The sequence below is a fragment of the Leptospira andrefontaineae genome (assembly GCF_004770105.1).
GTDB classification, from domain to species: Bacteria; Spirochaetota; Leptospiria; order Leptospirales; family Leptospiraceae; genus Leptospira_B; species Leptospira_B andrefontaineae.
Genome location: NZ_RQEY01000018.1, coordinates 299,502 through 313,385, shown reverse-complemented (window position 1 = coordinate 313,385; position 13,884 = coordinate 299,502). Strand labels below are relative to the sequence as shown.

The 13,884-nt window shown below is 40.3% G+C and carries 14 protein-coding genes; 4 read left to right on the top strand and 10 right to left on the bottom strand.

Translation table 11 applies throughout. The features are described 5' to 3' along the window. Positions 1-90: 90 nt before the first annotated feature. Both EHO65_RS13140 and mutS read left to right on the top strand, forming a co-directional pair. Positions 91-753: a phosphoribosylanthranilate isomerase gene (locus EHO65_RS13140; protein ID WP_135774991.1), complete on the top strand. Its 663-nt coding sequence runs from the start codon at positions 91-93 to the stop codon at positions 751-753. Further along, complete coding sequence (mutS, locus tag EHO65_RS13135; RefSeq protein WP_135774987.1) at positions 722-3,280, top strand: DNA mismatch repair protein MutS; 2,559 nt, start codon at positions 722-724, stop codon at positions 3,278-3,280. Before EHO65_RS13140 ends, mutS begins: the two co-directional genes overlap by 32 nt. A 54-nt stretch (positions 3,281-3,334) precedes the next feature. Here mutS and serB read toward each other — a convergent pair whose 3' ends face one another. The 9 genes from serB to EHO65_RS13095 all read right to left on the bottom strand — a co-directional run bounded on the left by serB (position 3,335) and on the right by EHO65_RS13095 (position 11,663). Further along, on the bottom strand, positions 3,335-4,201 hold the full coding sequence (gene serB, locus EHO65_RS13130) for a phosphoserine phosphatase SerB (RefSeq protein ID WP_135774985.1): 867 nt from the start codon (positions 4,199-4,201) through the stop codon (positions 3,335-3,337). Between the two features lie 5 nt (positions 4,202-4,206). Continuing rightward, entirely contained in the window at positions 4,207-4,950 is a 744-nt protein-coding gene (locus tag EHO65_RS13125) for a GDSL-type esterase/lipase family protein (protein WP_135774983.1), read from the bottom strand. Between the two features lie 22 nt (positions 4,951-4,972). Beyond that, entirely contained in the window at positions 4,973-5,146 is a 174-nt protein-coding gene (locus EHO65_RS19935; protein ID WP_165780245.1) for a hypothetical protein, read from the bottom strand. 148 nt (positions 5,147-5,294) lie between these two features. After that, positions 5,295-6,389 carry a biotin synthase BioB gene (bioB, locus tag EHO65_RS13120; protein ID WP_135774981.1) on the bottom strand — a complete coding sequence of 365 codons (1,095 nt, stop codon included), beginning with the start codon at positions 6,387-6,389 and terminating at the stop codon, positions 5,295-5,297. A gap of 68 nt (positions 6,390-6,457) precedes the next feature. Continuing rightward, complete coding sequence (gene bioA / locus EHO65_RS13115) at positions 6,458-7,762, bottom strand: adenosylmethionine--8-amino-7-oxononanoate transaminase (protein ID WP_135774979.1); 1,305 nt, start codon at positions 7,760-7,762, stop codon at positions 6,458-6,460. Further along, the gene (gene bioD, locus EHO65_RS13110; RefSeq protein ID WP_135774977.1) at positions 7,759-8,424 is read right to left on the bottom strand and encodes a dethiobiotin synthase; all 666 of its coding nucleotides are present in this window, start codon (positions 8,422-8,424) and stop codon (positions 7,759-7,761) included. The genes bioA and bioD overlap by 4 nt, the downstream gene beginning before the upstream one ends. 2 nt (positions 8,425-8,426) lie before the next feature. Beyond that, positions 8,427-9,566, bottom strand: coding sequence for an aminotransferase class I/II-fold pyridoxal phosphate-dependent enzyme (locus tag EHO65_RS13105; protein ID WP_135774975.1), 1,140 nt, complete (start codon positions 9,564-9,566; stop codon positions 8,427-8,429). A gap of 17 nt (positions 9,567-9,583) precedes the next feature. Beyond that, a complete protein-coding gene (locus EHO65_RS13100) occupies positions 9,584-10,564 on the bottom strand; it encodes a malate dehydrogenase (RefSeq protein WP_135774973.1) in 981 nt (326 codons plus the stop codon). A gap of 31 nt (positions 10,565-10,595) precedes the next feature. After that, positions 10,596-11,663 (bottom strand): DsbA family protein, encoded by a 1,068-nt coding sequence (locus EHO65_RS13095; protein ID WP_135774972.1) that lies wholly within the window; start codon positions 11,661-11,663, stop codon positions 10,596-10,598. A 230-nt stretch (positions 11,664-11,893) separates the two neighbouring features. Here EHO65_RS13095 and EHO65_RS13090 point away from each other — a divergent pair, with 230 nt between their 5' ends. Next, positions 11,894-12,211, top strand: a complete 318-nt coding sequence (locus tag EHO65_RS13090) for a hypothetical protein (RefSeq protein WP_135774970.1) — start codon at positions 11,894-11,896, stop codon at positions 12,209-12,211. Between the two features lie 3 nt (positions 12,212-12,214). Further along, positions 12,215-12,859 (top strand): hypothetical protein, encoded by a 645-nt coding sequence (locus tag EHO65_RS13085; RefSeq protein WP_135774968.1) that lies wholly within the window; start codon positions 12,215-12,217, stop codon positions 12,857-12,859. Here EHO65_RS13085 and thrB read toward each other — a convergent pair. Beyond that, positions 12,856-13,833, bottom strand: a complete 978-nt coding sequence (thrB, locus tag EHO65_RS13080; protein WP_135774966.1) for a homoserine kinase — start codon at positions 13,831-13,833, stop codon at positions 12,856-12,858. The two genes, EHO65_RS13085 and thrB, sit on opposite strands and share 4 nt — an antisense overlap. Positions 13,834-13,884 lie beyond the last annotated feature (51 nt).

The following is a 13,884-nucleotide window of genomic DNA, read 5'->3' as shown; positions in this document are numbered from 1 at the left end:
CTTGGGGAAGTCCTGGTCTTGTATAGAAAAGAGAGGAAATATTTCGAGCCGTAAAACGGAACCGAAACATAGTCCCGGAAAAAAAATCCCATGTCCCAAACCCCTAAAGTAAAAATCTGCGGAATAAGAAAAGTAGACGATCTGAAAATCTGCGTGGAAGAAGGAGCCGATCTTATCGGGATCAATTTTGTTTCTTCCAGTCCAAGACTTGTTTCTCCTAAAGAAGCGGAAATCCTTATCACTTACCTATATACTTCTGTTCCTTTATTTTTGCGTCCGAAAATCGTATTCCTTTTTTATAAATCTTCAACCCAATATATAGAAGCACTTTTAAAAAATTTGCAACACGACTATGTCCAATACGTTAGCGATGACTCTTTGGCTCCCGGAGAAACTTCCCCACTCTATCAAACCATGGATTCCAGAATTCTTTCCTATCGTGTACGAGGAAAAGTAAACGATGACTCTCTACATTTCCTAAATTCAGATTTATTGATATTAGATAGTTATAAATCGGATGCCGGCGGAGGAACCGGAGAAAGTTTTCCTTGGGACCAGGTCTCCGAAGTTCGAAGACCTTATCTACTCGCAGGAGGTCTTACACCTGAAAATGTCGCAAAGGCACTTTCCCAAACTAAGGCGTATGGAGTAGACGTAGCAAGCGGTGTGGAATCTTCTCCAGGAAATAAGGACCAGGAACTCATTCGGAATTTTATCAGAAATGCAAAACGATTCTCTTACAACGGAAACTAATTTCCCCGATCTAAAAGAAGCGCTGGATACTCCTATGATGAGGCAGTATCTGGAGATCAAGGCCAAGTTCCCTGATTCTATCTTATTCTTTAGAATGGGAGATTTTTATGAGATGTTTTTGGAAGATGCAAAAATTGCCTCAAGCATTTTAGACATAGCGCTTACCAAAAGACAAAACTCAGTTCCAATGTGTGGGATCCCATACCATAGCAAGGATGGGTATATTTCCAGATTACTTTCTGCAGGAAAGAAGATAGCGGTTTGCGAACAATCCAGACCGGAAGATGGAAACACAAAATTGATGACCAGGGATGTGGTGAGGATCATCACTCCCGGCACAGTCATAGAAGAACATTTACTTTCAGGTTTCCAAAACAATTATCTATGCGTACTAGTCCCAAAAGCTGCATTGATCTTTGTGGGAATGGCAGATGTTTCTACCGGAGAAGTTTTACATTTTGCAGTTCCAATTTCCAGAACCCAAGTATTAGAATCTGAGTTCGTAAAATTTAGGCCTAGTGAAATTTGTGTATTCTCCCAAGATTTAGAAAGAATTAGGACCTGGCAGAATTTCGGAGAAAGAGAATTAACTGTTTTAGACGCTACTAAAGTTGGATCGGAAAATTCTAATGATCCATTCCAAACCGTTACCAGAACATTAGAATATTATATTAGAGAAAATTACAGGGACGGAACTCTAACCTTAAGAGAGCCCCGTATCTTACAAACCGGTTCTTATTTGGAAATGGACAGAGAGACCATCCTAAACCTGGAACTTATCGAAAACGAAAAGGAAGATAAGGGTCATACTCTATTTTCGGTCCTGAATTTTTGTAGTACGGCTAAGGGCAAAAGAGTTCTGAAACAAAGGATCTTATTTCCGGAAACCGATCCTGCCATTCTAAAATCCAGATGGGAAAAACAAGACATCATCAAAAAAATCCCTCTTGCTCATTTAACCCAGGCGCTCAAAGACCTAGGAGATCTGGAAAGGATCCTGGGCAGATTTAGAGGAAACAAGGCTTATCCTCGTGATTTCAAGACGATCCTATCTTCTATCCAAACCTTGGATTCTTTGATCGGCCTACTTTCTCCTCTTGGATATCCTATTTCAAAACCAGATAGATTGGATACGCTTAAGGATTATATTGAAGGAAGGATCCATACCGAGGAACTACCTGTTATATTAGGAAATGGTAAATTTCTAAAAGATGGTTTTGATAAAAACCTGGACCGAGCAAGAGAGGCTGGATCCAAAGGTGCAGATTGGATCTTAGAATTAGAAACAGAAGAGAAGAAAAAAACAGGACTTTCCACTCTCAAGATCAAATATAATAAGATCGTCGGATATTTTATAGAAATCTCTCGTGCACAAGCGGAACAGGCTCCTAAAGAATACCTCAAAAAACAGACCCTAGTTACCTCTGAACGATTTACTACTGCAAGATTAGAAGAGATAGAAAGAACTATTTTAGAAGCGGATGAGATCATCCAAAAAGTGGAGAAGGCAGAATTCGAAAAAATGGTCCAAACCGTTTTGGAATATTCTTCCGAACTTTTACTTGTCTCCGAAGAATTCGGAGATTTGGATTTCCAAATATCTCTTTTAAAAGCAGAAGAAAAATTCGGCTGGATACGTCCTGAACTAAGCGAGGATTCCAATTTGGAAATGAAATCCTCCAGGCACCCTGTTGTAGAAGCAAGCCTCCCGGTTGGTGCAAAATTTACTCCGAATGATGTGGGTCTAGACGGAAAAGAGAATTCAATCGCTATCTTAACAGGTCCAAATATGGCCGGTAAGTCCACATTCATGAGGCAGATCGCGATCAACCAAATTCTCTTCCAGATCGGAGGAAGTGTTGCCGCAGAAACTGCAAAACTTCCTATTTTAGACAAGCTATTCACACGTATCGGTGCGGGAGATAATCTGAATGCGGGAGAATCCACATTCTATGTGGAAATGAAAGAGACTGCGAATATTCTCAAAAACTGCACTTCTCAATCTTTATTACTTTTTGACGAAGTAGGAAGAGGAACTTCCACATATGACGGGATGAGTATTGCTTGGGCGATCTTGGAATCTCTTTCAGAAATGTTTCCTCGCCCCAAAACGGTTTTTGCCACCCACTATCATGAACTTACTGAACTTTCCAGGCTCCCAGGAGTTTGGAATCTTCATATGGAAACAGTGGAAAAGGATGATAAGGTAATTTTCCTAAGAAAAGTCAAACCTGGTAAGGCTAAAAAATCATTCGGTATCTATGTGGCTCAACTTGCAGGAGTTCCTGATTCCGTTGTAAAACGAGCCGCTGAAATTCTTACAGATATGGAATCCAGGAAGAAGGAAATACGTATCCAAACCAGAGAACCTTCTCTATTCCAAGATATGAGCGCGCCTAATGGTGATACTCAATTCTGGCAAGACTTCAAAAAAGAGATCACAGATCTTCCGATTGATTCCATGACTCCAATAGAAGCTTTAAAACTATTGGATGATTGGAAGAAAAGAGTTAGCTCAAGGGGCTAAGACGAAGGCGGTTCCACACTTTTCTCACGCAAAGCCGCGAAAAACAGAACGGATTCACTCCTCAAACAAATACAGAAGAACATCCATGGATGCAAAGTCTATCCAATTGGAAATATTGGACTTAAGGCCTTCTTTCGCGTGAAAACCTATGCCGATACCGGAAGCCTCTAACATCAGTTGGTCGTTTGCACCGTCACCTACGGCTACAATGTTTTCCCTTCCCAATTTAAATCGGGATTGAAGTTCTAAAAGAGAATCTCTTTTGATATTTTTATCTACCACAGTTCCGGATACTGTTCCTAAAAGTTTATCCTCTCCCCTGTCTAGATAATTTGCACGGATCTCGTCTATCGAATATTCTTGTTTAAATCTTTCTAATATGTCTGTGAAACCGCCACTGAATACGGCTGTTTTTGCATTTTTTTTCTTTAGACCATGGAATAGTTCCGGGACACCATGATTGGGATGTAATTTAAAATATAATTCGTCGAATACGGAAACAGGAAGATCTTTCAAATAAGAGCATCTTTTTTGCAAAGCTTCTTGAAAGTTCAAATTTCCTTCCATTGCTTCTTTGGTTACATATGCCACTTCTTCATAAACGCCTGCATATCTTGCAAGTTCGTCTATAACTTCTTCTCTGATCAAAGTAGAATCCATATCGAAGCAGAATAATGCTCCGCTATTTAGAAAAGAAGAGATTTGTATTAGATCAATTTTACGGAATCTTTGTAATTCTTGTCTAAGATAAAGCAATTCTTCTCTTGGAAGAGAGTGATCCGTATTCCAAACATCGCATACAAAGTCTTTAGAAATTTCCTGCTTTCTTTCGATAAACACAGGCTGTTTGAATCGATCAGAAAGTACTTCCGATAATCTTTGGGGATCCGAATCGTTTTTAGGACTGAAAAATAAGATCACTTCGGTTATTTAACGAGAGATTTAATTTTGCGAAGCCAGATGATATAGGCGTCTCGATTGATATGGATCGGATCTTTTTTTTCACCAATAGAGAAAGCCAATTCTTCTCGGATAAATGGAATTCCTTTCTGTCTAAACTCAGGCCAGATATCCAGAAATTGAACATTTTGGTTCTCATTCGCGATCCGTAAAAGCCAAGCGTTTACGATTGGGGAGATAGAATTCACATTTCGGCTCAAAACAGGCGGAATCCCTAGGATAAGCACCTTTGTATTCGGCAGGCTTGTCCTTATCTTTTGGATCAGAAGTCTATGGATCCCTTCTATATAATCCAAACATTTACCATCTCGAATATCATTTCCGCCAATTTCAAGGATGATGGTAGAAGGTTTTAGATTTAGAACCGTCGAGTCCAAACGGTTTAAAAGAAGCTCTGTCATATCCCCTGCAATTCCTCGGTTCACTGAACCTGGGAAGTCTGCTTGGATCAGATCAGGCGGAATAGCAGCTATCAGGCTATTTCCTACGAAAACTATATTCGCTTTTTTTAATTTTTCATTCTCATTCGTGTAAAGTAAAACTGCTTCCAGGTACAGTTTCTGGTAGGTTTCCCAATCGTCGGAATCTCTGATCCCGACCTTGTCCACACATTTGAAATCTGGGTTATAATAATCGTATATTGTACGAGTTTGGAAAACAGAACAAGAGATTAGGGAAAGTAGAAAAAAACAAATCCCTAATACTTTCATTTGACAAATCCCTCTAAAACTCTCAGTTCTCGGAATCTTTCATATGAAATCGTTTATGCCAGTCTGCGATCTGAGCTTGCAGATATTCTTCTGTATCACAAATACGAAATTCAATTGGGTTGTTGGAAACAGTATCGATCAATTTAGCTTCAATATAGCCGTTTTTTAGTTTATTGATCTCTATTTTATATTTCATCCGACAATCTCCGTTATATCCAGGATTTTCACCCCTACCAGAGTTTCAATCTATTCCGAAATTAATCTTGGAAAACCACCGAGCCTGGGAATCTTCCCATACTAGGTTGGAAAATGCTATACGATTTTGGTTCTCAACTTGAAAAAATCTATTTCAAGGATTTCCGATATTTGTAAAGTTCCGGGAAATTTTCAGGCGCGTAAGGATGATCTTTTCCAAGAGCGGATTCCCAATCTATTTCTTCTCCCACACCCGAAGAGAACTCAGGATAGAATCCCGAATCTAAGATCATTCGGATCGTGTCTGCTGCATCGGAACCTTTTACATTCAGATACCCGCTTGCAAACAAGGAATTCGCTGCGTATAAGGCCATTCCTTGCAGTCCTCTTAAATGCCCTTCTCTTCCTGCAGCAATCCGGACTTCCGAGTCAGGGTTCACTAAACGAAATGCTATGAGGGTCCTGAGGCAAAATTCAGGGGTTAGGCTTTGCGGATTTTTGATCGCATGGCCAGCAACTGGGATGAAAAAATTCACAGGGATAGAGATCACTTTTAGATTTTTGATCTCGTATATAACATCAGTTAGATCCCAAAGAGACTCTCCCATTCCTACAATGATACCGGAACACATTCCTACTCCTGCCTTCATCAGGTGAGTAATTGTTTCCACTCTTTGTTCGTAGGTATGTGTGTCACAGATTTCTGGATAGTGTGCCTTAGAAGTATTCAGATTATGATTATATCTGTCTAGACCTGCGGCTTTTAAACGTTCTGCTTTTTCTCTGTCTAATAGACCGGCGGACAAACATACTTTTAGTCCAAGTTCTTTACTGATCTTTTCGATAGTGAATGCTAGCTTTTCAGTAGCTAAGGAATTAGGTCCCGTTCCTGCAGTAACCATACAAAAACGGTACGCACCGTTTTCCTTAGCTTGGACCGCATCCTGGAAGATCTCCTCAGGAGATTTCATAGAGTATTCTTGGACTCCGGAACCTGCATTCTTTCTTTGTGCGCAGTAACCGCAGTCTTCCGGACAATGTCCGTTCTTAATATTGTCTAGAACATGAATTCTGACTGTTTTACCGAAGTATTTTTCGCGGACTTTGTATGCCTTGTCCAAAGCCTCTGTCAAAGGGATCTGACCACTTAGAATTGCATGTGTTTCCTCCCGATCAATAATACTTGGTACCTCTGAAAATACTTTTTCTTCAGCGACTGGAGGAGTTTCTAGACTAAGTTTCATTCTGCCGATAGCTTCCGAGGCAGTGTTTTTCTTGGCAATCTATATTCGGCCTTAAAAACAGGCGTTCGTTACTCTTGGATTTTGTAAGCGGAAAGACCTTCTCGGATCGCTTGGAATACCTTATCCAAAGACGATTTAGAAATATTATATGGAGGAGTGATATATATCACGTTCCCTAAAGGTCGAAGGATAACACCTTTCTCTTGGCATATCCTGCGAAATTCTCTAGCGAATGGATTCACATAACCTGGTCTCATTTTTCCCGTAAAAAGTTCTCCTACACCTACTGAACCAAGCACTCTTGTGTTCTTGATCTTATCGGGAAATTCAGCCCTTAGTTTGGCCCAACCTTCTTCCAAATAAGACTCCAATTGTTTTACATCTGCGAGTCTATTTTCTTCTTTATAAATTCGTAATGATGCAAGCGCGGAAGCACAACCTGGAGGATATCCGGTCATAGTATGTCCATGATAGAATGCTTTCATAGGTTCAGAGGATAAAAACTCTTTATAAATTTCTTCTCTGACTAGGGTTACCGCTAAGGGCAGAATTCCCGCTGTCAGTCCTTTTGCGAGCGCCACCATATCGGGGCGAATGCCTGCCTTTTGGTAGGCAAAGTTTGTACCCGTTCTTCCGAATCCTGTGAATACCTCATCCAAAAGAAGAAGCACATCATGACGTTCAGTAATCTCTCTTAGCCTAGTGAGAACGCTTGGTTTATGGAATAACATTCCGCCAGCGCCTGCGATCAAAGGTTCCATGACCACTCCTACTACTTCTTCGGAGTGAGCGGATAAATATGCCTCCAGTTCATCCAAACAATCTTCCATACAGGAATGAGGGGATTTCGAAACAGGACAATCATGGCAGGCAGGAGAAGGAAAATTTTTGGTCTGGAATAAGAGACTTTGGAAAACTCTATTAAAAACTGAGTCCCCTCCTACACTCATTGCACCAATAGTGTCTCCATGATATGAATAGGAGAAGTTGATAAATACCTTTTTCTTCTCTCTTCCTTGATTCCTGAAATACTGCAGAGCTATCTTCAACATGATCTCCAATGCAGTGGAACCATTGTCTGAATAGACTACTTTGCGAAAATTCCAATCAGTGAATTCTAAAAGTTCATGAGCCAGTTCTAATGCGGGGGGATGAGTAAAGCCTGCTAGGAGTACATGATCCAAAGAATCCAACTGTTTTTTCACAGCTTCCACAAGTTTAGGATGATTATGGCCGTGGATACTTACCCACCAGGAAGAGATCGCATCTATATATTCTTTTCCATTCTCATCATAGAGAAATTCACCTTTTGCAGAAACTATCTTTAAAGGAGGATCAGAATCTAGTTGGATTGTGTATGGATGCCAGATCAAGGGAAAAGTAAGTCCGGGAGGATCCTATCCGGATCGAATTCATTTGCAACCTTATCTAAGAATTCTTTTCTAGACAACTTTCTTTCAGGAAGAAGAAATGTCCCTAAAAGTCCGATTTCAGCCGCTTCTATGATTGTCCTGATATTGTCTGAACGAAGTGGATTTTCAGGGCCAATAAAATAGACTCCTAAAACCTTGATCTCTCTTTTTCTAAGAGCCTCAATCGACAATAATGTATGATTGATTGTTCCAAGTTCTGTAGAAGCAACTAGCACCAATGGAATTTTCGCCTGCTCCACTAGATCTACAGTAAAATAATAACGGTTAAGAGGGACATATAAGCCGCCAGCACCTTCTACCAAAATTTTAGCGTCTTTGATACTGAATAAATGCCTGGAAAGTTCGTCAGTATCTACACTTGTATTTTCCATTTCAGAAGCTAAATGTGGAGAAGCAGGAAGTTCGAATGTATAATAATTTTTTAAAAAATAAGATTCATTAAGACCGGTAAGATTCATGATCTTCACTCTGTCTGAATCTGTGCCTGTTTGGATTGGCTTAAGATATTTTAGACCAAGCTCTTCCGCATACTTAGCCATTATAAGAGAGCAGAAAAATGTTTTACCAATATCGGTCCCGGTTCCGGTTACAAAAATGGACAAACTTAATTCTCCCGAACCAATTGTATGAATTTTTCCAGATCTTTTCTTTGGATCTTAGAGTTAAGTGAAACTCTGATCCTAGAAATATCGACCGTAGGAGGACGAATCGCCTTGGCCTGGAATCCGTTTTGCTCTAGACGAGAGGAAAGTTGCAGCGCTTCTTCTTCTGAACCTAAAAGTATAGGTATGATTTGAGTATTAGAATTTCCAGTATCTCTTCCAATTTGATGAAGAGAATCGCGGAAGAACTCAGAATTTTCAGTTAATATTCTTCTTTCATTCTCCATCTGTCTTGCTAGACGGATCGCAACTCTACCCGCATGGGCAATCGCAGGAAGTGGGCCTGTCGAAAATACGAAAGTACGAGCAGAATGGAGTAAATATTTTCTGGCATCCTTAGTGGTAGATATAACAGCACCTTCTAACCCTAATGCTTTTCCTAAGGTAGACATTCTAAAATCTATTTCAGATATTCGAGATGAATTTCCTTCTAAGGAAACTCCGGCGCCTTCTTCTCCGAAAAGTCCGATTCCATGCGCCTCATCAATATAAAGAAGTGCCCCATATTTTTCTTTCAAATCGATTAATGCACGAATATCGGTTTTGTCCCCATCCATACTGAATAGGGACTCTGTGACGATCATCTTATGTTTAGTGCCGGAATACTTTTTTAAAGAATTTTCCAGATCGTTTAGGTCGGAATGTTTATAATATACTTTTTTGGCTCCGGAAAGTCGAACCCCGTCCATTAAAGAAGCATGATTTTTACGATCACAAAAGATTATATAAGAAGGATCAGCAACACAAGAAATTGTTCCTAAATTCGCTGCATAACCATTCGCGAAGAAAAGAGAATCTTCGGATTTCACCCAGTTCGAAAAATCGTTCTCTAATTCTTCGAATACTGTTCTATGGCCTCGAACCAATCGACTCGCACTAGAACCTGCGCCGTAGATATCGATGCCTTCTTTTAAAGCTTGGATGATTTCAGGATGAGTAGAAAGCCCCAGATAATCATTGGAGCAGAGGTCCAGGCCAGAAGGAGGATCCAAGGTCCGGATCCTATTCTGAGATTCTAACCTGGAAAAGAAGGCAGGAAGCTCCGAAAAGAAAGGAAGTTTCGTGGATGGAGTTTCCTGCACGGGTTTTCCGAAAGGGATTATAACATCCCTTTTACTTCGTCTCTTTCTGATTTAAGTTCGTCGTGAGTGATATTGAACTTCTCTTTTGCAAAGTCGTTCAATTCCAATCCTTTAACGATCTCAACTTTATTACCATCGGACTTAACAGGGTATCCGAAGATCAGACCCTTGTCCGCACCGTAAGAACCGTCGGAAGTCACAGCAACGCTGAACCAATCTCCTGCCGGGGTAGGAGTGATAATCTGGCGAACTGTATCTACAACTCCGTTAGCAGCAGATGCAGCAGAAGAAGCTCCTCTTGCTTTGATGATCTCTGCTCCACGTTGTTGAACATTCTTAATGAAATCGCCTTTTAACCAATCATGATCTTTGATCACATCAGTTGCCACTTTTCCACCGATCTTAGCATTATAGAAGTCAGGGTATTGAGTAGAAGAGTGGTTTCCCCAGATCGCAACATTAGTTACATCTTTCACTAAATTTCCAGACTTGATAGCAAGTTGGGATTTAGCGCGGTTCTCATCCAGCTTAGTCATTGCAAACCAACGATCTGTAGGAACTCCTTTCGCATTATTCATAGCGATAAGGCAGTTAGTATTACAAGGGTTACCTACGACTAAAACTCTTACATCGGAAGCAGCGTTTTTCTCGATTGCTTTTCCTTGGTTTACGAAAATTCCGCCGTTAATTTTAAGAAGGTCACTTCTTTCCATTCCTGCTTTTCTTGGAACGGAACCTACAAGAAGCGCCCAGTTAATGTCTTTAAAAGCGACGTCTAGATCCGCGGAAACACTTACTTTTTGCAAAAGAGGAAAGGCACAGTCTTCCAATTCCATGATAACACCTTTAGCAGCAGGAAGAGCCGCTTCCAGTTCCAACATTTGGATCTCTACAGGTGTATCCGCTCCGAACATTTGACCGGATGCGATCCTGAATAATAATGAATATCCGATCTGCCCTGCGGCACCCGTAACTGCTACCTTAACTGTTTTTGCCATTTGAAACTCCTAACTTTTTATATAGAAGAGCTTAGTTATTTTTTAGCTCTTCGTCGATGATCTTCGTGAAATTTTGGATCGGCATATTGCCTTCCACTAAAATACCGTTAATGAAGAATGCAGGTGTTCCGTTTACTCCGTAACTTTGTCCTGCTTGCATATCAGCTTCGATCTCGCCTTTGATCTTTTCCTCGTCAGCGATACAACGATTGAATGCTCCCATGTCTAGACCGACTTGCCCGGCTAGTTTGATTACATTCCCTTTTTCTAATTTTCTTCCGTTCTCAAAAAGGAGACTATTGTACTGCCAGTATTTTCCTTGAGGGATTGCACAGTTCGCAGCAACGTGAGCGAACATTGCGTTTCTATGGAAATCCATAGGAAAATCCCTAAAGACCCATTTTATTTTATCCTTATATTGTTCTCTCAGAGCTTTAGTAGTGGTTTGGCTCATCGCGCAGTAAGGACATTCAAAATCTGAAAATTCTACTATAGTAACTTTTGCATCATCTGGCCCGATCGTTGGATTCTCGCTAGCTTCGATCGCAACTCTTGTAGGGGGAGGAAGTTCTGGTCCGATGATCTCTGTATTATACTCTTCTCTCATTCTTCCGAAGAATGCTTGTCTTTCTCTATCTGCTTGGACTGCTTTTAAGTACTTTGCAATTTCAACTTTAACTTCGGCTAAGGATTTTCCTTTTAAGCCTGGCTCATTCTTGAATTGATTATATGCTGCGACTATTTCATCCGGAACAGGCTCGTATCCTCTTCCAAATTTAGTCAGCTCTTCAACAGGAACTCCTTTCGCAGCAGCTTCTTTTTTTAAGATCTCTTGAGAAGCAAGCTGGGAAAACATTCTATACATCTGCTGATTGTTTTCTTGCAGGTATTTACGATAAGCGGATGGGTTATCCTTTTTTATATCGGAGATGGTATAAAACCCGAAAGTCCCGATCCTCATATAATGTTCAGGGATGAAGAACTTTACTATAGGATAAATGGATAATAGAACGTAACCTAAAAAGACCCAAGGAAGTGCCGCCTTGAATTTCTCGCCGAAAAGTCGGTCGAGTAGAGTGGAAGAAGTTTCTTCAGACATAATATCCTTACCAAAGGGAGAAAAGCTCCCCTACCAGCCAATTTAGAAAGCTGAGTATGGGAGGCAAACGAATAATTCGGGGGATGAAAAAGGCAGGAATTCGCGAGAATCCATTGGAAAAAAAACGTTCAAATTAAGGCTTATAAAGGAATTATTTCGAAAAAAAATTAAGCAAGCAACCGGATTTCCGATAGGAATTAATAGAGACCTGAAAACGGAGGTTTAGGTTTATGAACGTAAATGGGATACATTCGGGACAGTATCCGGTGACTTGGTCTCCGGTGCAGAGAGAAATCAAACCCGAACAAGAACCAGCCGGCGATGTATTGGATATCCAAACACCCGATTGGAAAGGAATCAAACTGAAAAACGAACCAAAAGCAGACGAATTGGTAATGAAACCGAGTCCAGTGAGCGCAGAAGAAAGATTGAGCCAAGTGATCAGTCCGGAACAAATGAAAGATCTTTTATCTATGATCGTAAGTTCCAGATTTAGCTCCCTCTCAGAAACGAAAACCGGTCGCGGTAAGATTGATTTAAAAGGCTAACACTTGTCTTTTGAATTAGGTCTTGTATTTTCACCCAAGCTGGATTTAGCCTTAGGCGTCCTGTCACTCATTGCAGTTTCAGGCATGGGATTCTTTTTTTATTGGGAAGTACTACGTCCTTACGCCGCCAAAACACGCCCAGGCCAAATGGACCCTCCTGAAGAAGGAGACGTCTACGAGATTGTAGTTCCGGAAAGCACACGTATTTATAAATTTTCAGTAGGCCAAGTCTATGGAGACATCCCTACTCTCTGTAAGTCCATACAAGATGATCATTTAGTATTCATTTTAAAAAAAGGGAAAGATACGGAAGATTATGATATTCTAATCAATCGTTCCGGTCCTGCAATTATGAAACCTCCTCGTATGCAGTACTTTTCCAAAATGGAATCCCAGGAAAAACTAGAAAGCCATGAGATCATAGGGCAAACTGCATCTTTTAGGATTTCTGATAAGATCATCAAAGATCGTATGACCCAATACTTCGAGATCGGGATTACTTCAAACTTCTTTATGAATAAGTTAGGTAAGGAAAGAATGAGATTCGTATTCTCGGTCCAAAAGATCCATCCTGGGCTTGCTACCAGATCCAGAGATAAAAAAGGACTCTACTCTTTCGGAAAAGAAAGATCTTCGGAAGAAGATTAAGAGATCTTCTTAAAAGAAATTTTAGCTCCATTTGTATCTGGAGAAAGATGGACTAATCTGCAAGTTATGCCAGATTTTTCAGTGAATTGTTTTGTAAGTTCTGAGAACTTTTTCTCCAATCTTTTAGAGTCTTTTCTTCTTGTATAAACAAGAACAGCTGGACCACTTCCGGAAAGAGAAACACCGATCGCAAATTTTTCGATCTCTTGCACCAAAGGTAAAAGAGGAAATTCAGAATTCATTCTATAAGGAGTATGGATCTTATCTTCCAACGCTCTTTTTAGAAGTCCAGGTTCGCCTGATTCTAAAAATTCCCACCAAGTAGACATTCTACTCAAATTAAAAATAATATCAGAAACTGGATACGTATCAGGAAGGCATTTCCTAGAATGATTTGTTGATATCTCTAATTCAGGAATTAGGAAAAAACAATGTACATTCTTAGGGAATTTTTTCTTAAAATAATACAGTTTCTCTTCTGCGAAATAAGAGAAAACAAATCCACCTAAATAAGCTGGAGTTGTATTATCAGGATGGCCTTCTAACAAAGCGAGTTGGTATAAAAACTCCGACTCACTCGGGAGTTTTGTATCCGGAAAATATTTCTCTTGAGCGAATCTTGCAGCAGAAAATCCGGCAACCACTGCGCTCGCACTGGAACCCAAACCACCCTTTAAAGGAAGTCCAAGTTCCATAGTCACAGAATAAGGAATGGGAGAAGAGGCAGACTTGGTTTGCGGAGATACAAATACGGAAAAATACGTTTTATAAGATTGTAAAACTAGATCCTCATCATCGGTAAAGACAGGAGCAGAAGATCCTTTGATCTTTCTAGTGAACTCTGAAGTTTTTCCGAATTCAAAACTGAACTCGTTATAAATTTGGAATGCCAATCCCAATAGATCGAAACCAGGACCTAAATTAGCGGAAGTTCCTGGGACCTTAATTTGGAATTTGTATTTTGGCGCGCTCATAACCGAGTATCCGGATTTTCTGCCATCTTTTGGGAATTTCTCCGATCGTCA

What these genes read in the sequence shown, in the direction of transcription:
- EHO65_RS13140 (WP_135774991.1), top strand. Translation starts at nt 91, where the DNA reads ATGTCCCAAACCCCTAAAGTAAAAATCTGCGGAATAAGAAAAGTAGAC.
- mutS (WP_135774987.1), top strand. Translation starts at nt 722, where the DNA reads ATGCAAAACGATTCTCTTACAACGGAAACTAATTTCCCCGATCTAAAA.
- EHO65_RS13125 (WP_135774983.1), bottom strand. Translation starts at nt 4,950, where the DNA reads ATGAAAGTATTAGGGATTTGTTTTTTTCTACTTTCCCTAATCTCTTGT.
- EHO65_RS19935 (WP_165780245.1), bottom strand. Translation starts at nt 5,146, where the DNA reads ATGAAATATAAAATAGAGATCAATAAACTAAAAAACGGCTATATTGAA.
- bioB (WP_135774981.1), bottom strand. Translation starts at nt 6,389, where the DNA reads ATGAAACTTAGTCTAGAAACTCCTCCAGTCGCTGAAGAAAAAGTATTT.
- EHO65_RS13100 (WP_135774973.1), bottom strand. Translation starts at nt 10,564, where the DNA reads ATGGCAAAAACAGTTAAGGTAGCAGTTACGGGTGCCGCAGGGCAGATC.
- EHO65_RS13095 (WP_135774972.1), bottom strand. Translation starts at nt 11,663, where the DNA reads ATGTCTGAAGAAACTTCTTCCACTCTACTCGACCGACTTTTCGGCGAG.
- EHO65_RS13090 (WP_135774970.1), top strand. Translation starts at nt 11,894, where the DNA reads ATGAACGTAAATGGGATACATTCGGGACAGTATCCGGTGACTTGGTCT.
- thrB (WP_135774966.1), bottom strand. Translation starts at nt 13,833, where the DNA reads ATGAGCGCGCCAAAATACAAATTCCAAATTAAGGTCCCAGGAACTTCC.